General features: G+C 71.9%; 18 protein-coding genes and 2 tRNA genes. 10 read left to right on the forward strand and 10 right to left on the reverse strand.

Translation table 11 applies throughout. The features are described from left to right. Positions 1-197: 197 nt before the first annotated feature. The 4 genes from AMY39116_RS0309835 to AMY39116_RS0309850 form a co-directional block, all read right to left on the reverse strand. Entirely contained in the window at positions 198-1,214 is a 1,017-nt protein-coding gene (locus AMY39116_RS0309835) for an ABC transporter substrate-binding protein (protein ID WP_235716095.1), read from the reverse strand. A 106-nt stretch (positions 1,215-1,320) separates the two neighbouring features. Beyond that, a complete protein-coding gene (locus AMY39116_RS0309840) occupies positions 1,321-3,441 on the reverse strand; it encodes a glycogen debranching N-terminal domain-containing protein (protein WP_020417520.1) in 2,121 nt (706 codons plus the stop codon). Beyond that, on the reverse strand, positions 3,438-4,601 hold the full coding sequence (locus AMY39116_RS0309845; RefSeq protein ID WP_020417521.1) for a glycosyltransferase family 4 protein: 1,164 nt from the start codon (positions 4,599-4,601) through the stop codon (positions 3,438-3,440). The genes AMY39116_RS0309840 and AMY39116_RS0309845 overlap by 4 nt, the downstream gene beginning before the upstream one ends. Positions 4,602-4,754: 153 nt before the next feature. Continuing rightward, positions 4,755-6,086 carry an MFS transporter gene (locus AMY39116_RS0309850; protein WP_020417522.1) on the reverse strand — a complete coding sequence of 444 codons (1,332 nt, stop codon included), beginning with the start codon at positions 6,084-6,086 and terminating at the stop codon, positions 4,755-4,757. 52 nt (positions 6,087-6,138) lie between these two features. Here AMY39116_RS0309850 and AMY39116_RS0309855 point away from each other — a divergent pair, with 52 nt between their 5' ends. Next, positions 6,139-6,777 carry a TetR/AcrR family transcriptional regulator gene (locus AMY39116_RS0309855; RefSeq protein ID WP_020417523.1) on the forward strand — a complete coding sequence of 213 codons (639 nt, stop codon included), beginning with the start codon at positions 6,139-6,141 and terminating at the stop codon, positions 6,775-6,777. Here AMY39116_RS0309855 and AMY39116_RS0309860 read toward each other — a convergent pair. Next, entirely contained in the window at positions 6,735-7,397 is a 663-nt protein-coding gene (locus AMY39116_RS0309860; protein ID WP_020417524.1) for a response regulator transcription factor, read from the reverse strand. The genes AMY39116_RS0309855 and AMY39116_RS0309860 overlap by 43 nt on opposite strands. Next, positions 7,394-8,506, reverse strand: coding sequence for a sensor histidine kinase (locus AMY39116_RS0309865; protein ID WP_039791364.1), 1,113 nt, complete (start codon positions 8,504-8,506; stop codon positions 7,394-7,396). Before AMY39116_RS0309865 ends, AMY39116_RS0309860 begins: the two co-directional genes overlap by 4 nt. Before the next feature lie 108 nt (positions 8,507-8,614). Between AMY39116_RS0309865 and AMY39116_RS0309870 the strand changes: the two genes are divergently transcribed. Further along, positions 8,615-8,824 carry a DUF5957 family protein gene (locus tag AMY39116_RS0309870; protein ID WP_020417526.1) on the forward strand — a complete coding sequence of 70 codons (210 nt, stop codon included), beginning with the start codon at positions 8,615-8,617 and terminating at the stop codon, positions 8,822-8,824. Next, positions 8,821-10,281: a multicopper oxidase family protein gene (locus AMY39116_RS0309875; RefSeq protein ID WP_020417527.1), complete on the forward strand. Its 1,461-nt coding sequence runs from the start codon at positions 8,821-8,823 to the stop codon at positions 10,279-10,281. Before AMY39116_RS0309870 ends, AMY39116_RS0309875 begins: the two co-directional genes overlap by 4 nt. An 18-nt stretch (positions 10,282-10,299) precedes the next feature. Here AMY39116_RS0309875 and AMY39116_RS0309880 read toward each other — a convergent pair whose 3' ends face one another. The 3 genes from AMY39116_RS0309880 to AMY39116_RS0309890 all read right to left on the reverse strand — a co-directional run bounded on the left by AMY39116_RS0309880 (position 10,300) and on the right by AMY39116_RS0309890 (position 13,824). Next, entirely contained in the window at positions 10,300-11,253 is a 954-nt protein-coding gene (locus AMY39116_RS0309880; RefSeq protein WP_020417528.1) for a sporulation protein, read from the reverse strand. Between the two features lie 814 nt (positions 11,254-12,067). After that, positions 12,068-12,712: a response regulator transcription factor gene (locus AMY39116_RS0309885; protein WP_020417529.1), complete on the reverse strand. Its 645-nt coding sequence runs from the start codon at positions 12,710-12,712 to the stop codon at positions 12,068-12,070. Next, the gene (locus AMY39116_RS0309890; protein ID WP_020417530.1) at positions 12,703-13,824 is read right to left on the reverse strand and encodes a histidine kinase; all 1,122 of its coding nucleotides are present in this window, start codon (positions 13,822-13,824) and stop codon (positions 12,703-12,705) included. The genes AMY39116_RS0309885 and AMY39116_RS0309890 overlap by 10 nt, the downstream gene beginning before the upstream one ends. A 116-nt stretch (positions 13,825-13,940) precedes the next feature. Between AMY39116_RS0309890 and AMY39116_RS0309895 the strand changes: the two genes are divergently transcribed. Next, on the forward strand, positions 13,941-14,579 hold the full coding sequence (locus AMY39116_RS0309895; protein ID WP_020417531.1) for a DedA family protein: 639 nt from the start codon (positions 13,941-13,943) through the stop codon (positions 14,577-14,579). A gap of 52 nt (positions 14,580-14,631) precedes the next feature. Here AMY39116_RS0309895 and lon read toward each other — a convergent pair whose 3' ends face one another. After that, positions 14,632-17,034, reverse strand: a complete 2,403-nt coding sequence (lon, locus tag AMY39116_RS0309900; protein ID WP_020417532.1) for an endopeptidase La — start codon at positions 17,032-17,034, stop codon at positions 14,632-14,634. 534 nt (positions 17,035-17,568) lie between these two features. Here lon and AMY39116_RS0309905 point away from each other — a divergent pair. The 6 genes from AMY39116_RS0309905 (at position 17,569) to AMY39116_RS0309930 (ending at position 21,999) form a co-directional block, all read left to right on the forward strand. Continuing rightward, a complete protein-coding gene (locus tag AMY39116_RS0309905; RefSeq protein ID WP_020417533.1) occupies positions 17,569-20,193 on the forward strand; it encodes a bifunctional diguanylate cyclase/phosphodiesterase in 2,625 nt (874 codons plus the stop codon). 76 nt (positions 20,194-20,269) lie between these two features. Further along, a tRNA-Thr gene (locus AMY39116_RS0309910) sits at positions 20,270-20,342 on the forward strand. A gap of 52 nt (positions 20,343-20,394) precedes the next feature. Then, positions 20,395-20,467: transfer RNA gene (locus tag AMY39116_RS0309915), tRNA-Met, on the forward strand. 177 nt (positions 20,468-20,644) lie between these two features. After that, complete coding sequence (rpmG, locus tag AMY39116_RS0309920; RefSeq protein ID WP_005453176.1) at positions 20,645-20,809, forward strand: 50S ribosomal protein L33; 165 nt, start codon at positions 20,645-20,647, stop codon at positions 20,807-20,809. 345 nt (positions 20,810-21,154) lie between these two features. Beyond that, on the forward strand, positions 21,155-21,604 hold the full coding sequence (locus AMY39116_RS0309925) for a MaoC family dehydratase N-terminal domain-containing protein (RefSeq protein ID WP_027935785.1): 450 nt from the start codon (positions 21,155-21,157) through the stop codon (positions 21,602-21,604). Beyond that, on the forward strand, positions 21,604-21,999 hold the full coding sequence (locus AMY39116_RS0309930) for a MaoC family dehydratase (protein ID WP_020417535.1): 396 nt from the start codon (positions 21,604-21,606) through the stop codon (positions 21,997-21,999). Before AMY39116_RS0309925 ends, AMY39116_RS0309930 begins: the two co-directional genes overlap by 1 nt. Positions 22,000-22,008 lie beyond the last annotated feature (9 nt).

The following is a 22,008-nucleotide window of genomic DNA, read 5'->3' on the forward strand; positions in this document are numbered from 1 at the left end:
TGCGGCCGACCAGGGGTTGTCAAGGTACTCTTTCCAGCCTTGACAACCCCTGCTCGGCCGTAGAAACAATGAAAAATCGGGGCGGCGGCTCAATCGGGGCGTAGCGAAGCGAAGCCGGCGCCGTTCAAATACCCGCGTAGCGGCAACGCAAAAAGAGCCCTCCCCGCCAAAGCGAGGAGGGCTCCTTCAGGCCAACATCAACCCAACTTAGCCAACCCGGGCTTCAACTTCTCCAGCACCCAAGGAATGTCCAGCACGGTAGGAGCACGCAGCGCCGAGATCGTCTCCATGTCCACCACCAGGTAGTTGCCGGCCTTGATGGGGGCCACCAGCTGGTTGCTCTCGAACGCCGTCCGGTAGTCGGGCGAGGTGTAGGCGACGATCACCAGGTCCGCGGCGAGCTTGTCGTACTGCTCCGGGGTCAGCGAGCCGGTCGGGCTGCCCGCGTCGGTCTGCGCGGCGTCCGTCACCGTCGGGCTCAGCTTCAGTCCGAGCGACTCCACGAGCTGCACCGCGAAGTCCTTCTGCGACACCAGCGTGAACATCTTGCCCGCGGTGTTGCCGACGGACGCGGTGAATGTCTTGCCGGCCGCGTTCGGGTACTGCGCCTTCAGCTGGTCGATCGCGCCCTGGGTGCTCGTCTCGACCTGCTTGGCGTCGGCGGTCTTGCCGAGCGCCTGCGCGACCACGTTGAGGTGTTCCTGCCAGCTCTGTGAACCCCACTCGGTCGCGTAGCCGACCGTCGGCGCGATCCGGGACAGGTTCGCGTACTCCTCTTCGAGACCGTAGTCCGCGGTCGCCAGGATCAGGTCCGGCGTGAGCGCCCCGACCTGCTCGGCGTTGACACCGCTCGCCGCGTTGACGATCTGCGTCTTGGCCGGGTCGACTTTGCCCTGCAGCCAGGACGGCACACCGTCCATCCCGGACTTGTTGAAGAACGCGACCGGCGTGACGCCGAGCGCGACGGCCGCGTCGAGGTCGTCGGTCGACGTGCCGATCACGACGACGCGCTGCGGCGCCTTCTCGATCGTCGTGGTGCCGAACTTGTGCGTGATGCTCACCGGGAAGGCCGACGCGTCGGCGCTCGCTGAGGACGCCGACTGCGTCGACGAATCCTGCACATTGCCACACGCCACGAGCCCGAGGCCGAGCACACCCGCGACCGAAGCGGCCACGAGTGAGCGGAGTCCGGGCAGGCGAACCCTGCGAGACATGGCAACACCCTTTCGAAGGAACTGCGACAAATTGCGCCAAGTCAAGCAAGGCTAACCTAAGGAATCAACCCCGCAGTGTGCGACGCGGATCACCCCCGAACGCCGTTCACCCAGCTAGACGCAGGTCCCAGCCCTCCGGCAGCCCCCGAACCTTGGCCACTTCGTGATCTGCCTCGACGTGCACGGTCAGCTCACCGAGCCGCAGGTCCGACAACCGCACCCGCCCCCACTGCCCCGGCAGGTGCGGGCGGACCACCAGCCGCTGCTGCGGCACGTGTGGTTCGAGCCCGAGGAACGACCGCACCAGCAGCAACGGCGCCGCGCTCGCCCAGGCCTGCGGCGAACACGACGTCGGGTAGGGGATCGGCGGGCTGAACTCCGACCGCGAGAACCCGCAGAACAGCTCGGGCAGCCGCCCGCCGAACGAGGCCGCCGCGTCGAGCAGCCCGGTCGCCAGCCGCTGCGCCAGGTCCACCGCGCCCGGCAGGTGCGCGTACCGCAGCAGCCCGGCCACCGCGATCGCCGTGTCGTGCGGCCACACCGAGCCGTTGTGGTAGCTCATCGGGTTGTACGCGCCCATCGCCGAGGACAGCGTCCGCAGCCCGTAGCCGCTGTCCATCTCCGGGCGGCTGAGCCGCTCGATCAGCACCGCGGCGTGCTCGTCGGTCGCGATGCCGGACCACAGGCAGTGCGCGGCGTTGCTGGTCAGCGCGTCCAGCGGCTGCTTGCGCCCGTCCAGCGCGACGGCGTACCAGCCCTGCTCCGGCAGCCAGAACGCCTCGGCGAACCGCTCCCGCAACCGCTCGGCCCGCTCCCGGCAGCGCGCCGAGGTGGCCGGGTCGTTGAACGCGTCGGCCAGTTCGGCGCGCGCCAGCCAGGCCGCGTAGGCGTAGCCCTGCACCTCGCACAACGCGATCGGCGTGGTCGCCAGCCGCCCCGCCGCGTCGTTGATGCCGTCGAAGCTGTCCTTCCAGCCCTGGTTGAGCAGTCCCCGGTCGGTCGCGCGCCGGTACTCGACGAACCCGTCGCCGTCGCGGTCGCCGTAGCGCTCCAGCCACTCCAGCGCCGCGTCGGCGGCCGGGAGCAGTGCCCGCACCGCCGTCTCGCCCGCGCCCCAGCGCCAGCACTCGGCCAGCAGCATGACGAACAGCGGCGACGCGTCCACCGTGCCGTAGTAGTGGCTGCCGCCGAGCACCTGATCGCTGTCCGGCCCGAGCCGCAGCTCGTGCAGGATCCGGCCGGGTTCCTCCTCGGTCAGCGGGTCGACGCGCTTGCCCTGCAGCTCCGCCAGCGTCTCCAGCGTGCCCAGCGCGAGACCGACGTCCAGCGGCAGCGCCATCCACGCGGTGAGCAGGCTGTCCCGGCCGAACAACGTCATGAACCAGGGCGCGCCCGCCGCGACGAACGGCCGTCCGTCCTGGCTGCTGTCGTGGATCTGCAACGCCCCGAGGTCGCTTTCGGTGCGCTGCAGCACCTGCGTGAGCACCGGGTCGTCGGCCGCGATCATCGTGCTCACGTCGCGCCACGCGCGGATCTTGCGCGCCGGGCCGCTCGCCTCGACCTCCTCGCCCCGGTCGAACTGCGGCCGCACCCGCCGGTTCCCGACGGTCGGCTGCACCACGATCTCGGTCGACCACTCGCCGCGGGCGGGCACGACGACCCGCCAGTTCAGCACGCCGGGCGCGGCCAGCGGGTCCGCGGTGGCGCTCACCGACAGGCCGCGCGAGCCGTCGGTCCGGTCGCGCAGCAACAGTTCCGAGCCGGCCACGGTGGCGTCCGCCCCGCCGTGCGCGGGGCGGCCCTCCTTGACCGCGAACAGGTCCGAGAAGTCCGCGTCGACGTGCAGGGTCAGCGTCGCGACGGTGTTCTCCCGCCCCAGGTTCCGCAGCGTGATCGTCTCCCGCAGGCCGTCGCCGACCAGCCGCTCCCGCACCAGCAGCAGCGTGCTGTCAGCCTGGCCCGGCTTGGGGTTGCGGCGCAGCACGAACTGCGCCGCGAAGGCCTCCGGCGAGATGACCGACAGCGGGTGCGGCGACTGTCCGTCCAGCCGCAGTTCCCACCGCGAGATCAGCCGCGCGTCCCGGAAGAACAGGCCGTGCGAGGTGCCCGGCTGGATGTCGCCATTCGTGCCGGACAGGCAGAACGTGCTGCCTTCGACGAGCGTGACCGTGCCGCCCGCGCTGGTCACGGGCACCGGCTCGCCCGCGTTGAACGCCTCCGGCGTCATGGCCGTCCTCCGGATGGCTGCAGGGTGGGGCCGTCGTTGTCCATCTGGTCGTAGGCGCGGTCGAGCGCCGAGTCGAGGGCGGCGTAGTCGCGCCGCAGCCTGCTGACCTCGACCGCCCGGCGGTACGCGGCCTCGTAACCGGCGCCCAGCCCGCCGACGTCGAAGCGCTCGGCGACGTGCGCGCGGCACTTGGCCGGGTCGAGGTGGCGGACGTCGTGCAGGGCCTGCACCAGGTCGGCCGGGTCGTCGCGCACCAGGCCGGTGACGCCGTCGACGACGACCTCCGGCACCGCGCCGGACCGCAACGCCACCACCGGCGTGCCGCACGCCATCGCCTCGATCATGACCATCCCGAACGGCTCCTCCCACTGGATGGGGAAGAGCAGGCAGCGGGCCTTGGCGAGCAGCTCACGCTTCGCGGTCGCGTCGGCGACGCCGAACACGTGGTCGTTCTCGGTCAGGCGCGGCCGGACCTCCCGCTCGAAGTACTCCTTCTCGATCGGCTCGGCGCACTTGCCGGCCAGGACCAGCCGCAGCCCGGCCCGGTGCGCGGCCTCCAGCGCCAGGTGCGGCGCCTTGTCCGGGTGGAACCGGCCGAGGAACAACGCGTAGTCGTCCTTTTCGGACTCGAACGGCCAGTCCGCCAGCCGCAGTGCGTTGTGGACGGTGCCGATCCAGTTCAGGCCGGGCGCCAGCTCGCGCTGCCGGTCGCTGATCGCCACCAGGTGCACGTCGTCGCCCAGTTCAGTGTAGTAGCGCGCCATGTCCTCGCCGACCGGGCCGTGCACGGTCACCACGGTCGGCACGCCGTAGGCGGGGGCGTTGAGCGGGCCGGCCAGCGAGTGGTCGTGCACCACGTCGACGCCCTCGGTCGCCGCGAGCCGCTGCACGGCCCGGCGCGCGGCGATGGCGTGCATGACCTCCGGGTAGGGCTCGCCGAGCAGCTCCGGCACGGTGCGGTCCCAGACCGGGACGAACCGCGCCTTCGTGCCGGGACGCCCCGCGCCGATCAGGGTGACGTGGTGCCCGCGGTCGACGAGGGCGTCCGCGAGGTCGGCCACCACCGCCTCCACCCCGCCGTAGGCCTTCGGAGGAACGTCGAAGTAGGGCGGGGCGACCATCGCCACGCGGAGCGGGCGGTCGGGATCGTCCCGTCGCACGGCGGCGTGCGAAACAGATCGGGCTTTCCACGCGGGGCGGTGCGCGCTGCTCAAGCTGCCTCCTCGGACCGTCTATGCAATTAGCACTCTCCTCCTAAGAGTGCTAATACAGCGGTGATCGCCTCGGCAAGCTCCGGGCGGGGGAGATCTGTGTCACACGGTGATCCGCCGTGCCGCCACGACGCCCGCGAGGCCGAGTGCCGCGGTGCCGGCGAAGACCGCGAGGAACGCCGCCGGTGCCGCGCCCTGGGCGGCGATGAGCGTGCCGCCGAGTCCACTCGCGACAGCGGTGGCGAGGGTCTGCGCCAGCTGGAGCGCCGCGCTGACCGAGCCCTGCTGCCCGTCCGGGGCGCGGCCGAGGGTTTCGGTGGTGGCGGCGTTGAACGCGACACCCATGCCTGCCCCACCGATCACCCAGCCGAGCACCGCGACCAGCCCGGGGCCGACGAGCACGCCGTAGGCCAGCACCGCCACCCCGGCCACCAGGACCGCGAAACCCAGAGCCACCGCCACCCGCCGGTTGCGGTCCCACTTCGCCTGCGCCGCCGATCCGGCCACCCAGCTCAGCGCCCCGGCCGACAGCCCCAGCCCGGCCTCGAACGCGCTCACGTGCCGCAGTTCGGTCAGCCCCAGCGGCAGGAACGCCTCGGTACCGAAGTACACCGCGCACAGCAGGAACCGCACGACCACCCCGGCCGGCACCCCGCGCCGGACGACGAGCGTCCCGGCCGGGGTGACCTGCCGCAGCGCCAGCACGGCGAGGACGAACCCGGCGGCGGCGAGCGGAACCAGCACCGCGACCGTGTGGAGTGCCAATGCGGCCAACAGGATCGCGGTGCCTGCGGTGAGCGCGACGCTGCTGACGAGCGGCCGCCACCGAGAGGACTCCGAGGTTGTGGCGGCCGGCCGTGCCAGTCCGGGGAGCGTGCACCAAGCCGCGACCCCGGTGAGCGGGATCATGGCGAGGAACACCCACCGCCAGCCCGCCGAGCTCGCCACCGCCGCCGCGACGACCGGCCCGACCAGCGACGGGATCGTCCAGGCCGAGGACAGCAGTGCGAACATGCGCGCGCGCAACCGTTCGGGGTAGACCAGCCCGATCAGCGTGTAGGCCATCGCCATCACCGCGCCGACCCCGAGGCCCTGCGTGAACCGGCCGAGCAGGAACAGCGGCCACGACGGGGCGAGACCGGCCAGCGCGCTGCCCAGTGCGAACGCGACCAGCCCGGCGGCCAGCGGACGGGCCGCTCCACCCCGGTCGGCGGCGTGACCGGCGAGGACGGTGCCGACGATGTTGGCGAGCATCAGCGCGGCCAGCGCCCAGCCGTAGGAGCCGAGGCCGCCGAGCAGGCGGGAGATGTCCGGGAGGATGGTCGCCACCCCGAGGGATTCGAGCGCGACCAGTCCGACGGTGAGCACGATGCCGACGGTGCGGGCCCGGTAGCGGGCCGAGAGCACACCCTCGGCAGCCGAGGAGAGGGTCATGATGGCGATTATGTTCCGTACCGGAACGAAATGGAAGTGTTAGGGTGACGCTGTGACGAGCACCCGGGCCGGACGGCCACGCGACGAGCGCATCGACGGAGCCGTCCGCGAAGTGACGGTGGACCTGCTGAACGAGGTGGGCTACGCGGCGCTCACCCTGGAGGCGGTGGCGAGCAGGGCGGGCACGAGCAAGCCCGCGCTACGCCGCCGCTGGCGGGGACGGCAACACTTGGTCGTCGACGCGCTGGTGGCCACGGTCGGCGCGGTGCCCACGCCGGACACCGGGTGCACCCGCTGCGATCTGGTCGCGGGGATCGGGACGCTCAGCGAGGCCTTCACCACCAGGATCGGACGGCGCGTGCTGCCCGCGCTGGTCGCCGACCTCGCCGACGATCCGGAACTCGCCGAGGTGTTCCTGCGCGACTACTTCCACACGCGACGGACGTCCACCGCAGAGGCGTTGCGCCGGGGCATCGAGCGCGGCGACCTCGACCCGGACCTCGACTTCGACCTCGTGCTCGACATGCTCGCCTCGACCACCTACTACCGGGTCCTCTTCGGACACCTGCCGGTCACCGATCGCCTGGCGGAGCAGGTGGTGGACGTGGTGCTGACCGGAGTCGCCGCGCCGGGGTGGCGCGGCTGCGGTCACCGGCCGGGGTCGCCGGGGCGGACCAGGCCGGACTCGTAGGCGATGTGCACCAGCTGGGCGCGGTCGCGCGCGTCCAGTTTGGACAGCAGGCGGCTCACGTAGGTGCGGGTGGTGGCCGGGCTCAGGAACAGCCGCCCGGCGATCTCGTCGTTGGACCGGCCCGCGGCGACCTCGGCGAGCAGTTCCCGTTCCCGCTCGGTCAGGCGCGCCAGCCGCGCCGGGTCGGTGCGGTGCCCGTGCGCCACCGCCGCCATCACGCGCCGGGTGACCGACGGCGACAGCAGCGCGTCACCGGCGGCGACCGTCCGCACCGCGGCCCGCAGGTCGTCCGGCTCGGTGTTCTTCAGCAGGAACCCCGAGGCGCCGGCGCGGATCGCGTCCAGGATGTGCTCGTCGGTGTCGAAGGTGGTCAGCACGACGACCCGCACGGCGCGCAACCGCGGGTCGGCGACGATGCGCCGCGTGGCCTCGATGCCGTCCACGCCGGGCATGCGGATGTCCATCAGCACGATGTCCGGCCGCGCGGTGAGCGCGAGCGTCACCGCCTCCGCGCCGTCGGCGGCCTCGCCCACGACGGTGATGTCGTCGGCGCGGGCGAGCAGCGCGGACAGGCCGGCCCGCATCAGGTGCTGGTCGTCGGCGAGCGCGACGCGGATCATCGCCGCTCCACCGGCAGGCTCGCGTCGATCCGGAAACCCGCGCCAAGGCGGGACTCCAACGTCACCGAACCGCCCAGCAACTCGGCCCGGTCCCGCATGCCGTCCAGGCCGCGGCCACCACGGGCGGGCAGTTCGGCGCCGGCGCCGTCGTCGCAGACCTGGATCCGCAGCCGGCCCGGTTCGTAGCGCAGCCGCGCCTCCGCCTTGCTCGCCCGGGCGTGACGGAGGCAGTTGGTCAGCGCCTCCTGCACGATCCGGTACGCCGTGGTGTCCACGGCAGCGGGCAACGCGACCGGTTCACCCTCGGTCGACACGGTCACCTCCAGACCACTTCGGACGGTGGCGGTCACCAGCGCGTCGAGGTGGCGCAGGCTGCCTACCGGGGCGCGGCCGGTGGCGTCGGTCAGCAGCCCGAGCGTGGTCCGCAGGTCGTGGGCGGCTTCGTCGGCGGCCAGCCGGAGGGTCGCCAGCGCGGACCGGGCCGCGTCCGGGTCGTCGTCGAGGGCCTCGGCGGCGACACTGGCTTGCACCGACACCACCGCCAGCGTGTGCCCGACGGCGTCGTGCAGGTCCCGCGCGATCCGCAGGCGTTCCTCCTCGACCCGCCGCCTGGCCTCCCACTCCCGCTCCACGGCGGCCTGCCGCGCGGTGCGGCGTTGTTCGGCGCGCAACGCCCCCAGCGCGATCGCGCTCAGCATCAGCCCCACTGTCGAGGCGAGCTCGAACCCGAGCAGGTAGTCCGGGTCCTCCCCCTGCCGCAACCGGAAGAACGTGCTGACCAGCACCAACCCCGCCGCCGTCACCGCCGCGACGCGGGCCCGGCCGGCCTCGGCCGCGGAGAACAGGGCGGCCGCGACGGGCAGCGCGAGCCCGACCGGCGGGTAGCCGGCCGCGTGGTAGGCGAGCAGCCCGGCCGCGGTCGCGGCCAGCGCCAGCACCGGGAAGCGGCGGCGCACGAGCATCAGTGCGCCGAGGCACACCGCGAACAGATACGCCACCGGATCGGGCGCCCGTGCGCCGCCGAGGTCCATCGCGATGGCGACGGCCACCACGGTGGAGGTCGCGACCCCCAGAGCGGCGTCGGCGAGCACCCGCTTTCGCTCGCTCACGTCCCGAGAATAGCCAGGACCGGGCCCGCGCACAGTCGCCGGATGTTGACTGTGCGATCGCCTGCGGACGGACGACGGGTGGCGCGGACCTGCCTAGTTTCGGCTCGCATGAGAACCCTGGGTGTCGCCATCCTCGGCCTGTTCGCGGGCCTCGCGGTGGGATTTCTGGTCTTCAGCGAACTCGTCGGACGGCTGGCCGCGCGGGACGGCCAGGTCGACGCGCCCTGGACGTTCGTGATCGGGTTCGGGCCGCAACTGCTCGCCGTCGCGGGCGCCGTCGCCGCCGTGTTGATCGACCAGCGGAGGCGGAACCGGTGAACCTGTCCCGGCGTGACCTGTTCCGCGTCACCGCGGCCGGCCTGCTCGTGGCGGGCTGTTCGAGCGGCGGCGCGAACACCGAGACCGAGTCCAGCGCGGGCACCCTGTTGCGCAGCGCGGCGAGACTGCCCGAGCCGTTCACCGTGCCGCTGCCGGTGCCGCCGGTGCTGCGGCCGGTCCGCCCCGGCCACTACGAGATCACCCAGCGCGCCGCCGAGGTGGAGATCCTGCCCGGGCTGCGCACGACGGTCTGGGGGTACGACGGGATCTTCCCCGGCCCCACGATCGAGTCCCGCCGCGGCGAGACCACCGTCGTCCGGCACCGCAACGAGCTCGGCGTGCCGGTGGTGGTGCACCTGCACGGCGGCCGCACCCCGCCTGAGCACGACGGCTACCCGCTCGACCTGGTCGCGCCCGGCGCGGCGCGGGAGTACGTGTACCCGCTGGACCAGCCCGCGGCCACGCTCTGGTACCACGACCACCGGGCCGACTTCACCGGCCCGCAGGTCTACCGCGGGCTCGCCGGGTTCCACCTGGTGCGTGACGACGAGGAGGACGCGCTGCCCCTGCCGCGCGGCGAGCGCGAGGTGCCGTTGATGATCACCGACCGGTCGTTCGCCGCGGACGGCTCGTTCGCCTACCCGTCGGTCGACCCGTCACTGCTCGGGCAGCCGGGCGTGACCAGCGACTTCGTCAGCGGTGTGCTCGGCGACTGCATCCTGGTCAACGGCGCGCCGTGGCCGGTGATGGAGGTCGAGGCCGCGCGTTACCGGTTCCGGATCCTCAACGCCTCCAACGCCCGCCGCTACCGGCTCGCGCTGGACCCGCCGGGGCCCGGGTTCACGCAGATCGGCGGCGACCAGGGGCTGCTGGCGGCGCCGGTCCGGCACGAGCGGCTGCAGATCGCGCAGGCCGAACGGTACGACGTGGTGATCGACTTCTCGGCGTACTCGCCCGGCCAGGAGGTGACGCTGGTGAACCGGCTCGGCGACGGCGGCACCGCGCGGGTGATGCGGTTCGTGGTGACCCGCCGGGCGCGCGACGACAGCGCCATCCCGGACCGGTTGGCCGACGTGCGGCCGCTGTCCCGCTCGGATGCCGTGGCGGAACGCGAGTTCACGTTCCGCCGCGGCGGGGCCGAGCACCACGGGATGACACTGTGGACGGTCAACGGGATGCCGTTCAGCGCGGACGGCGTCGTGGCCGAGCCGGCACTGGGTACGGTGGAGCTGTGGCGGTTGCGGGCGCAGAACGTGCCGCACCCGATCCACATCCACCTCGCGCCGTTCCAGGTGCCGGGCACGGCGCACGGCTGGAAGGACACGGTCGACCTGGGCAACGGCGACCAGGCCGAGGTGCTCGTCCGGTTCGAGGGTTATCGCGGGAAGTACGTCCTGCACTGCCACAACCTCGAACACGAGGACATGATGATGATGGCGAACTTCCTGGTGCGGTGAGTGTGCTGGTGCGGTGACTCACTCCTCGCCGTCGAACTCGAAGGCCTCTTCCAGCATCTCGCCCATGATCATGCCGCCGACGACACCGGCCGCGGCGCCGGCAACCATGCCGCCGACGCCCATGCCGCGGCCGTGACCGTGGTGGCCGTGGTGGCCCGGGTGGTGGCCGCCGAAGGCCGGGTTGCCGAACGCGGAGTGTCCGCCGCGCTGGGCGGCTTCGGTCAGCCACTGCCCGATGAGCGCGGCCCAGTCGGCGTTCTCCGCGTCCTGGTGCGACATCTGGAAGCGGCCGAACGAGTCGCCGCCTGCCTGCATGAAGCGGCCCCGCCGGTCAGCTTCGAGCACGACGGCGAGATCGTGCGGCCCGGCGACGAAGGTCAGCTCGACCTCGTTGATCCGCCCGGCGAACTCGGCCGGCGGGAAGAACTCGAGCTCCTGGTAGAAGCCCAGCTCCTGGCGCACGCCGTAGAGGCGGCCCGCTTCCACGTCGGCGTTGCGGAACCGGAACCCGAGCTGCCCGAACGCGTCGAGCACCCGGTCCTGGGAGGGCAGCGGGTGCACGTGGACCGGGTCGAGGTCACCCTTGTCGGGCGCGCCCGAGATCACCAGCTCGGTCCGCACGCCGACCGCCATGCCGTGCAGGAGCGAGTCACCGACCGCGGTGATCGGCGTCTCCCACGGCAGGCGCAGCTCGAACGGCACGGTGACGAGCTGACCGGACGGCACCCGAACGCCCTGCTGCACGAGCTGGCGGTAGAACTCCCCGGTGGCCGCGGACTCGTGCCCGCCGTGCTCGATCTCGACCCGCGTGACCAGCGACAGGACGACCTGGTCGATGGCCGCGTCGGCGCTGCCGCCCTGGATCCGGACCTGCCCCGTGACCACCTGACCGGGCGCCGCGTGGCCCGAGTCGAGCACGGTGTCGACCGACGGCCCACCGACGCCGAAGGCGCTGAGCATCCGCTTGAACATGGACAGTTCCTCCTGGGGATCCGGACAAAACAGGCTCAAGATCGAGACTACCGGCAGCAAAACCCCGCTCACCACCAGGAACCCGGCAACGAAAGCCAGTCACCCGACGAGTCGCACCGCGCACCCGCCGGAGCGTCGTCCGGCAGCGTCCGGAAATCCACCGCGCGAAGCCACCTGTCACCCGGCGAGTCGCACCGCCCGCCCGCGCGAGCGTCGTCCGGCAGCGTCCGGAAACCCACCGCGCGAAGCCATCCGTCACCCGACGAGTCGCACCGCCCGCCCGCCCGAGCGTCGTCCGGCAGCGCCCGGAAACTCACCGCGCGAAGCCGTCCGTCACCCGACGAGTCGCACCGCGCACCCGCCCGAGCGTTATCCGGCAGCGTCCGGAAACTCACCGCGCGAAGCCGTCCGTCACCCCGCGAGTCGCACCGCCGACCCGCCGGAGCGTTATCCGGCAGCGTCCGGAAACTCACCGCGCGAAGCCACCTGTCACCCGACGAGCCGCACCGCCGACCCGCCGGAGCGTCGTCCGGCAGCGTCCGGAAACCCACCGCACGAAGCCACCCGTCACCCCCACCCAACAGCCACCCGGCAACGCCACGCACCAACCCCTCCGAGCCACCCCTCTCCCGCAACCCGATCCCCAGCCAAATCGGTTGCCGAGCCACCGGGTCAAGGCACGCTTTCCCGGCTTGACGCGGTGTCTCGGCAACCGAACACTGAAAGATCGGGTTCGGAAGGGGCAGATCCGGGCGTAGCGAAGCGAAGCCGGCGCTTCCAGCCGCGCGCAGCGCAGATACCCGCGTAGCGCCCCCTAAGAGCCCAAGTACCGCAGAACAGCCAGCACCCGCCGGCTGTACCCGCTCGTATGACTCAACCGCAGCTTGTCAAAAATCGCGTTCACGTGCTTCTCCACCGCGGACTGCGACACGTACAGCTCGGCCGCGATGCCGGCGTTCGTGTGCCCCTCGGCCATCTTCGCCAGCACCTCGCGTTCCCGGGCGGTCAGCGTCGCGAGCGGGTCGGCGTGCGTGGTGCGCGCCAGCAGCCGCCGGACGACCTCGGGGTCGAACGCCGCCCCGCCGGACCCGACCCGCTCCAGCGCGTCGAGGAACTCGCCGACCTGCATCACCCGGTCCTTGAGCAGGTACCCGACCCGCCCGCCGTCGTCGGTGATCAGTTCCGTCGCGTACCGCTTCTCCACGTACTGCGACAGCACCAGCACCCCGACGTCCGGCCAGCGCCGCCGGATCTCCAGCGCCGCCCGCAGGCCCTCGTCGGTGTGGTCGGGCGGCATCCGGATGTCCGTCACCACCACGTCCGGCTGCTCCCGGGACACCGCGTCGAGCAGCTCCGTCGCGTTGCCGACCGCGGCGAGCACCTCGTGGCCCTCCTCGGCGAGCAGCCGGATCAGGCCTTCCCGCAGCAACGTCGAGTCCTCGGCCAGGATCACGCGCACGGCAGCTCCGCCCGCACGACCGTCGGCCCGCCGGCCGGACTCTCCACAGTGAACACGCCATCGGCCGCGCCGACCCGCCTGGCCAGGCCGGACAGCCCGTTGCCGGCGACCCGAGCGCCGCCGACACCGTCGTCGGTGATCGTCACGCCGACCATCCTGCCCGTCCGCGCCACCGCGATCTCGATGCGGCTCGCCGCCGCGTGCTTGATCGCGTTCGTCACCGCCTCCGACGCCACGAAGTACGCCACCGTCTCGGTCGCCGGATCCAACCGCTCCTCCAGCGTGTACGAGAGCGCGACCGGCAGGCTCGACCGCTCCGCCAGCGCCTCCAGCGCCGTGCCCAGGCCGCCTTCGTCCAGCGCGATCGGGTACACGCGCCACGCCACGTCCCGCAGTTCCTGCAGCGCCAGCTGCGTCTCCTCGTGCGCCTGCCGCAGCAGCGCCTCCGCCCGCTCCTGGTCCTTCGCGCGACGGGCGCGGCCCAGCAGCATGCCCAGCGACACGATCCGCTGCTGCACCCCGTCGTGGATGTCACGTTCGATCCGCCGCCGCTCGTCGTTCACCGCCTCGACGACCTCGGCGCGGCTGTGAGTCAGCGCGTCGACCCGGCGCTGCAACCGTTCCTGCTTGGTGGGGCCGAAGAAGTGGTGCGCCAGCGTGCGTTCCAGCGCGCCGACCCCGATGAGCCCCTGCACCGCGAGGAACACCAGCAACGCGCCCATCAGCAGCAGCCCGGGCACGTCGTACCAGTCCTGGTCGTCGCCGAGCGGCTGCCCGCCCACCAGCCGCCACACCGTGATCACCGCCGTCGCCAGGCCGAGCCCGATCAACGCGAAGACCCCCGCGCCGAGGCCGCCCGCGACGCTGCGGGACGCCAGGTACCGCAGCGCCCGCGAGTCGCGGTAGTCGTCCGAGGTGGGGTAGTCGAGGTACCGCCGCAGCCGCGACCGTTCCCGCTCGGCGAACCAGCGCGTGGCCCGGAACACGGCGGGGCGCGCGGCGGGCACGGCGAGGGCGAGGGTCGCGAAGACGACGAAGGCCACCTCGGCGAAGGCGCTCAGCGCGCCGAGCGCCAGCCCCGCCGTCACCCGCATCGCGCGGCGCAGGTCCACTGTGGGCACAACCCGAGGTTAGCGGGGTTCCGGCAGGCCGGTACTGAGGTTTTCCGCAGGATGATCGGGTGCCGCGCCCCATGTTTGGACGCCGCCCGAAAACCTAGCTTCGAAGTATGGATCTCCAACTCGCACAGGCCGAACCGCTCGGGGGACTCGCCGGCTGGGCCGTCTCGCTCATGGAATCGCTCGGCGGACCGGGCGCGGCCATCATCGTCGGCCTGGACAACCTCTTCCCGCCCATCCCGAGCGAGCTGGTGCTGCCGCTCGCCGGGTTCTCCGCGGGCCAGGGCACGTTCAGCCTGCTCGAAGCGCTGGCCTGGACCACCTTCGGCTCGGTGGCCGGCGCCGTCATCGTCTACTGGCTGGGCGCGCTGCTCGGCCGCGACCGGACCCGCGCGCTGCTGCTGCGCATCCCGCTGGTCAAGGCCTCCGACTTCGACCGCACCGAGGCGTGGTTCGCCAAGCACGGCACGAAGGCGGTGTTCTTCGGCCGGATGGTGCCGATCTTCCGCAGCCTGATCTCACTGCCCGCCGGGATCGAGCGGATGCCGTTCGGCCGGTTCCTCGTGCTCACCACGCTGGGCAGCCTGATCTGGAACACGATCTTCGTCGTCGCCGGCTACCTGCTCGGCGCGAACTGGCACGTGGTGGACCGCTACGCCGGCTTCTTCCAGTACGCGGTGATCGGCGCCGTCGCGATCGCGCTCGCCGTGTTCGTCATCACCCGGCTGCGTGACCGCGTCCGGACGTGAACACGGAGCCGCCCTCCCTGGGGGCAGGGGAGGGCGGCTCCGCTCGGGGGCGTCAGGCGGCCTGGGCCACGGGGGTGGTGGCCGGCGCCAGCGCCAGGTCGAGGACTTCCCGGACGTTCGACACCGGGTGCACGTCGAGCTGGGCCAGCACGTCCGCGGGGACGTCGTCGAGGTCCGGCTCGTTGCGCTGCGGGATGATCACGGTCTTGATCCCGGCCCGGTGCGCGGCCAGCAGCTTCTGCTTGACCCCGCCGATCGGCAGGACGCGGCCGGTCAGCGACACCTCGCCGGTCATCGCCACGTCGGACCGCACCACGCGGCCGGACAGCAGCGACGCCAGCGCCGTGGTCATCGTGATCCCGGCGCTCGGCCCGTCCTTCGGCACCGCGCCCGCTGGGACGTGGACGTGCACGCCCCGGTCCTTCAGGTCGCCGACCGGGAGTTCCAGCTCGGCGCCGCGGGACCGCAGGTAGGACAGCGCGATCTGCACCGACTCCTTCATCACGTCACCCAGCTGCCCGGTGACCGTTAGCCCGGAGCTGCCCGACTCGGGATCGGCCAGCGACGCCTCGATGTAGAGGACGTCCCCGCCCGCGCCCGTGACGGCCAGGCCGGTCGCCACGCCCGGGGTCGCGGTCCGCTGCGTCGACGCGGGCAGCGCCGACTCCGGCAGGTGCCGCGGACGTCCGAGGTAGCCCTCCAGGTCCGCCGCGTCGACGGTCACCGGCAGCGTCGCCTCGTCCAGCGCGACCCTGGTCGCGATCTTGCGCAGCACCTTCGCGATGGTCCGGTTCGCGTTGCGCACGCCCGCCTCGCGGGTGTACTCGGCGGCGATCCGGCTCAGCGCCGCGTCGGTGAACCGCACGTCGTCCCGGCCCAGGCCGGCCCGCTCCAGCTCACGCGGCAGCAGGTGGTCGCGGCCGATGACGACCTTCTCGTGCTCGGTGTAGCCGTCCAGCGTCACCAGCTCCATCCGGTCCAGCAGCGGGCCGGGGATGGTCTCCAGCGCGTTGGCCGTGGCGAGGAACACCACGTCCGACAGGTCCAGCTCCACCTCGAGGTAGTGGTCGCGGAACGTGTGGTTCTGCTCGGGGTCGAGGACCTCCAGCAGCGCCGCGGTCGGGTCGCCGCGGTAGTCGGCGCCCACCTTGTCCACCTCGTCCAGCAGCACGACCGGGTTCATCGAGCCGGCCTCCTTGATGGCGCGGACGATGCGGCCGGGCAGCGCGCCGACGTAGGTGCGCCGGTGGCCGCGGATCTCCGCCTCGTCCCGGACACCGCCGAGCGCGACGCGGACGAACTTCCGGCCCATCGCCTTCGCGACCGACTCGCCGAGCGAGGTCTTGCCCACACCGGGAGGGCCGACCAGCGCCAGCACGGCTCCGGAGTGACGGCCGCCCACCTGCCCCTGGCCGGTCTCGGCGCGACGGGCGCGCACGGCCAGGTACTCGATGATGCGTTCCTTCACGTCGTCCAGGCCCGCGTGGTCGGCGTCGAGCACCGCTCGCGCGGCCGCGATGTCGTGGACGTCGGTGGTCCGGTCGTTCCAGGGGATTTCCAGGACGGTGTCCAGCCAGGTGCGGATCCAGCCGCCCTCCGGCGAGGCGTCGGAGGTGCGCTCCAGCTTGTCCACCTCGGCCAGCGCGGCCGTGCGGACGTGCTCGGGCAGGTCGGCCTGCTCCACGCGGGCGCGGTAGTCGTCCTGGTCGGCGGTGCCGTCGAGCTCACCGAGCTCCTTGCGGATCGCCTCCAGCTGGCGGCGCAGCAGGAACTCCTTCTGCTGCTTCTCCATGCCCTCGGCGACGTCCTTGCGGATGGTGTCGGTCACCTCGAGCTCGGCCAGGTACTCCCGGCTCCACTCCAGCGCCTTCTCCAGCCGCGCCGCGACGTCGAGCGTGGCCAGCAGCTCCAGCTTCTGGTCGGTGCTCAGGAACGGCGAGTTGCCCGCGAGGTCGGCGACCGCGGACGGGTCCTCGACCTGCTGCACCGCGTCGATCATCTGCCAGCCGCCGCGCTGCTGGAGGATCGAGATCACGACGGTCTTGTACTCGGCGGCCAGCGCGCGCGCCTGCTCGCCGACGACTTCGGCGACCGGCTCGGCGTACACCCAGCGGGCGGCGCCGGGGCCGTCGCCGTTCTCGCCGACGCGGGCGCGCCGGGTGGCGCGCAGCAGGACGGCGGCCTTGCCGCCGGGGATCCGGCCGACGCGCTCGATGGTCGCGACGGCGCCCAGCTCGGCGTACTCCCCGTGCACCCGCGGGACGATCAGGACCTCGGCCTGCGTGGACGGCAGCGACCGGATGCCCGGGAACGACGGCGTGCTCGGTGCCTTGCTCTGCGCGGAGTCGACCGCGGCGCGAGTTTCGGCGTCGTCGAGCTCGAGCGGGACGATCATGCCGGGCAGCACGACGTCGTCGTCGAGGGGCAGTACGGGGAGGAGCCTGGTGTCGGTCATCTTGTTGCTCCCTACCTGGTTGAGTCTGCCTAGCTCAACTTTCTGGCGGCCGGGTTTGTTTCCGCAGGTAGTTCGCTTGGAGCGGACGGCTTCCGGGAATAAACCGGGGCACGTCCGGCAGCGGTTCCAGGTGCCGGGACTGAGATGATCGTCGCATTGCCGGGAACGTTTTCCCGGGTGTAACCGGGGAAACCACGCTCAGTCATCGCTTCCGGTAATCCCGATCTCGATTGAATCGCGATCAATGCGGAGGAGTGCAGCGCGACGGCTCGCGGGGAACTCGTCGTAGCCGGGCGTGACGCTTAACGCTGACTACCGGGAGCGATCGCCGGAAAGATCTCGCTCACCCGTAAGTCTCCGCTGGTCACCGTAGTTGGCACGTTGTTAACTATGGGGTGATGTCATGGCGGCCGGAAAGAGGCTGAAGTACGCCCTCCGGGGTACAGTGATCCCCTCATTCGCACCGAGATCACCGTCTCGTGCGCGAGTGGGTGCAGGCGTGCGCGCTGGGGCGAATGGGTGGAAGGAGGTTGCATGCCGGACTCCGATGGCAGGCCCGACGGCCCCATCCCGGCGGCAGCCGCCGGTTCTGGTGGTGCCGAGGCGCGGGCGGACGAGCGCCGCTTCCGGGTCTACACGCTGACCGTGTTCTCCGTCGGCGTGCTGACCGCCGCCGCCGTGTCGCTGTGGCTGCCGTTCCACGGCTCGGCGAAGCTGTGGTGGATCGGCCCGGTGCTGGCCCTGTCGTTCCTGCTCGCCGAGCAGCTCGGCATCAACGTCGACGTCCGGTCCGGCATCTCCTGGACCATCTCGTTCACCGAGATCCCGCTGGTCATCGGCTTCTTCGTGGCGCCGTTCGAAGTGGTGCTCGCGGCGCACCTGGTCGCCGGGATCAGCACGCTCGTGGTCCGCCGCGTGTCCGGGCGCGTGCTCTACAACGCAGGCGCGTTCCTGTTGGAGATCACCAGCGCGTTCGCCGTGGCCGGCCTGGTCGAGCGGATCATGGGCACCACGGAGATGACGTGGCCTGCCGCCCTCGCCGGCACCCTGACCGCGCCGCTGACCAGCACGCTGCTGGCGCTGGCCGCCGTCCGGGTGCTGCGTCGCCGGATGCGGATCGGCACCGCGCTGCGGCTCACCGGCCGCATCCTGGTCGTCGGGTTCGTCAACGCCTCGGTCGGCCTGAGCGGCTACCTGGTGATCGCCGGCACGGCCAACGCGTGGCCGCTGGTGCTCGCCGTCTTCGCCGGGCTGTCCGCGCTCTACTGGGCCTACTCCGACCTGCTGCGCGAGCAGCGGGACATGGAAGCGCTCTCCGACGTCAGCCTGATGGTCGCGCGCTCCGGCCAGCAGGCCGCCGCGCGCCCGGCCAGCGGCGCCGACGACCTCGCCGCAGGCGTGAACGTCAGCGAGTGGGAGACCATCGCCGAGCGGATCAAGGACCAGCTCTCCGCGGGCCGCGTGGTGCTGCGGCTGCGCCTGGAGCCGACCGCGGACATGCGTGCGGTCGTCGCGGGGGAGCCGATGCCGTCGGCCGAACTGCCCGCCGACGACCCGATGCTGCGGCTGCCCGGCTCGCACGTGCGGCACTTCCGCATCACCGAGGCCAACAGCGACATCGCGGGCGGACTGCTCAACCGCGGCGCGCAGGAGGCGCTGGTGGTGCCGCTGCGCAGCGCGAACCAGCTGCTCGGCGTGGTCGAGGCGCACGACCGGCTGTCCCGCTGGCGCGGCTTCGGCAAGTACGACGTCCAGCTGCTCGGCACCATGGCCAGCCACCTGGCGACCGCGCTGGACAACCGCCGCCTGCTCGCCACCCTGCGCCACGACGCCTACCACGACCCGCTCACCGGCCTGCTGAACCGGCCCGGCTTCCGGCAGGTCGCGCGCGAGCCGCTGGCCGAGCACAGCGCCTCCGCCGACGCCGCGGTGCTGCGCATCGACCTGGACGTGTTCTCCGCGGTCAGCGACGCGCTCGGCTACGCGTGGGCGGACCGGATGGTGGTCGCCGCCGGCCGCCGCCTGCGTGACGCGCTCGGCCCGGACGTGCCGCTGGCCCGCCTGGAGGGCGCGTCGTTCGCGGCGCTGCTCACCGGCGTGCGCGGCCAGGGCGTGCACGAGGCGGCCGAGCGGCTGCGCTCGCAGCTGTCCGTGCCGTACCCGGTCGACCGGCTGACGGTCGAGGCGAACGCGATGGTCGGCTACGCCTCCACGGCCGACGACGACACCCTCGACCCGGGCGACGTGGACGCGCTGCTGCAGCGGGCCGACGTCGCCGTGCGGGCCACCCGCGGCGGCGAGGAGGTTCGCGGGTACGTGCCCAGCATGGGCCAGATCTTCCTGCGCCGGTTCCAGATGGTCACCCAGTTCCGGCAGGCCATCGAGGAGGGCCAGGTCAGCGTCCACTACCAGCCGAAGGTGTCGCTGCCGAGCAAGCAGGTCCTCGGCGTGGAGGCGCTGGTGCGCTGGCAGCACCCCGAGTTCGGCCGGCTCGACCCGGACGAGTTCGTGCCCGCGGTCGAGGCCGCCGGCCTGGTCGGCGTGCTGACCGGGTTCGTGCTGGAGCAGTCGCTGATCCGGGTCCGCAAGTGGATGGACGAGGGGCTGCGGATCTCCGTCGCGGTCAACCTGTCGGTGCGGAACCTGGCCGACGAGGACTTCCCGGCGAAGGTCGTGGAGGCGCTGCGGAAGTTCGACGTGCCGCCCGAGCTGCTCACGTTCGAGCTGACCGAGTCCGGCGTGATGGCCGATCCGCAGAAGGCGCTGCCGATCCTGCGCGAACTGCACGCGCACGGCATCGTGCTGGCGGTCGACGACTTCGGCACCGGCTACTCGTCGCTGGCTTACCTGCGGCAGCTGCCGGTGGACGAGGTCAAGATCGACAAGAGCTTCGTCCTCGGGATGGGCACGGACCTCGGCGACCTGGCGGTCGTCCGGTCGATCGTCGAGCTCGGCCACTCGCTGGGCCTCGCGGTCGTCGCGGAGGGCGTCGAGGAGGACGTCGCGCGGGACCAGCTGGAGGCGATGGGCTGCGACGTCGCCCAGGGCTACCTGATCTCCCGCCCGCTGGCCGAGGACCGCCTGGAGGCCTGGTTGCAGGCCCGGACGGCCCGGTCGGTGGGGCGCAAGATGGAGACGGTGCTGACGCTCCTGACGTAAAAGGGACCCCCCTGCGCGACCCCTCCGGCGGACGATGTAATCTCTTCGAGGCTTCAACGTTCAGACGTTGGACCTCGCCCCAATAGCTCAGTCGGCAGAGCGTCTCCATGGTAAGGAGAAGGTCTACGGTTCGATTCCGTATTGGGGCTCGGTGGTCAGCAGGCCGCTCCGCTTCGGCGGGGGAGCCTGAAGGCCGGTCAAGGCGGTGTAGCTCAGTCGGTAGAGCAAGCGGCTCATAATCGCTGTGTCGCCGGTTCAAGTCCGGCCACCGCTACGCGGATGGGCGAGCTATGCTCACAGACTGCGTGAGCCGAGTCCGCTTCGCCATTGCACCGGGGGTCGGACCCCCGGACCCCCGCCAGGGGGCTAGCCCCCTGGACCCCCACGCCGGGCGACTTGAGATCTTAAGTCGCCTTTGTGGGGGGTTCGTTGTGTAGAGAAAGGCTTTGCTGTGGCTGCCACCGACGTGCGACCGAAGATCACGCTGGCGTGCGAGGTCTGCAAGCACCGCAACTACATCACCAAGAAGAACCGGCGCAACGACCCGGATCGCCTGGAGATGAAGAAGTTCTGCCCGAACTGCGGTACGCACCGGGTTCACAAGGAAACCCGCTGACGCCAGCACCCCAGGTTTCGACGAAGGCCGCTCCGGTTCGCCGGAGCGGCCTTCGTGCTTTCCGGGGCCCGGCCAGGTAGAGCCCGCCGGACAGCATCACGGCGCCGAAGATCGCGTGCCCCAGCGCGGTCGGCCCGGCGGCAGCGCCGGGTCAGCCAGCTCGACCTCGCGCTGCTCGCAGGTCCTCGACCGGGCTGCTGCGCCAGGTCCGGATCACCGGCGAAGCGGGACTGCGGTCCCTCCGCGAGGAGGTCAGCGGCTGTCCCCTGCCCGACGGCGCGGGGCCGTCACGCACCGGCAACCCGACGGCGCTGTCCACGCTCGCCGGGTGGGTAGGCTGCTCGGGTGCCTTTGGACCCCTCGTTCGTCGGGCGGACGTACCCGCCGGACTCAACCTACGAAGTCGGCCGCGAGAAGATCCGCGAGTTCGCCGCCGCGATCGGCGACGCCAACCCGCTCTACACAGACCCGGAGGCGGCCCGCGCGGCCGGCTACCCGGAAGTCATCGCGCCGCCCACCTTCCTCACGGTGATCAACCTCGACGCGATCAACGCCATCGCGAACGACCCGGAGCTGGGGCTGGACTACAGCCGGATGGTGCACGGCGACCAGGCCTTCAGCTACACGCGCCCGGTGCACGCCGGCGACCGGCTCCGCATCACCACGACGGTCGAGGACATCATGGCCAGGGCTGGCAACGACTTCCTGACCGTGCGCGGCGAGGTCGTCGACGCCGACGGTCAGCTCGTGTGCACGACGCGCGCGCAGCTCGTCGTGCGGGGAGAGGGGGCCTGATGACGTACGAGAAGGGCACCGAGCTGCCGCCGCTGCAGGTGCGCGTCACGCGCGACCAGCTGGTCCGGTACGCGGGCGCGTCACTGGACTTCAACCCGATCCACTGGAACGAGCGGTTCGCCAAGGAGGTCGGGCTCCCGGACGTGATCGCGCACGGGATGCTGACGATGGCGCTGGGCGGCCGGCTCGTCACGGACTGGCTCGGCGACCCGGGGAAGCTGGTCGAGTACAGCGTCCGCTTCACCAGGCCCGTCGTGGTCTCGCCAGAGGGCGCGGACGTCGAGTTCACCGGCAAGGTCGCGGAGGTCCGCGAGGACGGCACCGCCCGCGTGGACATCACGGCCAAGTTCGACGGCAAGACGGTGCTCGGGAAGGCCCAGGCCGTCGTCCGCTGACGTGCATCC

Source organism: Amycolatopsis sp. ATCC 39116 (assembly GCF_000231075.2).
Taxonomy (GTDB): domain Bacteria; phylum Actinomycetota; class Actinomycetes; order Mycobacteriales; family Pseudonocardiaceae; genus Amycolatopsis_E; species Amycolatopsis_E tucumanensis.

What these genes read in the sequence shown, in the direction of transcription:
- AMY39116_RS0309835 (WP_235716095.1), bottom strand. Translation starts at nt 1,214, where the DNA reads ATGTCTCGCAGGGTTCGCCTGCCCGGACTCCGCTCACTCGTGGCCGCT.
- AMY39116_RS0309840 (WP_020417520.1), bottom strand. Translation starts at nt 3,441, where the DNA reads ATGACGCCGGAGGCGTTCAACGCGGGCGAGCCGGTGCCCGTGACCAGC.
- AMY39116_RS0309850 (WP_020417522.1), bottom strand. Translation starts at nt 6,086, where the DNA reads ATGACCCTCTCCTCGGCTGCCGAGGGTGTGCTCTCGGCCCGCTACCGG.
- AMY39116_RS0309860 (WP_020417524.1), bottom strand. Translation starts at nt 7,397, where the DNA reads ATGATCCGCGTCGCGCTCGCCGACGACCAGCACCTGATGCGGGCCGGC.
- AMY39116_RS0309870 (WP_020417526.1), top strand. Translation starts at nt 8,615, where the DNA reads ATGAGAACCCTGGGTGTCGCCATCCTCGGCCTGTTCGCGGGCCTCGCG.
- AMY39116_RS0309880 (WP_020417528.1), bottom strand. Translation starts at nt 11,253, where the DNA reads ATGTTCAAGCGGATGCTCAGCGCCTTCGGCGTCGGTGGGCCGTCGGTC.
- AMY39116_RS0309895 (WP_020417531.1), top strand. Translation starts at nt 13,941, where the DNA reads ATGGATCTCCAACTCGCACAGGCCGAACCGCTCGGGGGACTCGCCGGC.
- lon (WP_020417532.1), bottom strand. Translation starts at nt 17,034, where the DNA reads ATGACCGACACCAGGCTCCTCCCCGTACTGCCCCTCGACGACGACGTC.
- AMY39116_RS0309905 (WP_020417533.1), top strand. Translation starts at nt 17,569, where the DNA reads ATGCCGGACTCCGATGGCAGGCCCGACGGCCCCATCCCGGCGGCAGCC.
- AMY39116_RS0309930 (WP_020417535.1), top strand. Translation starts at nt 21,604, where the DNA reads ATGACGTACGAGAAGGGCACCGAGCTGCCGCCGCTGCAGGTGCGCGTC.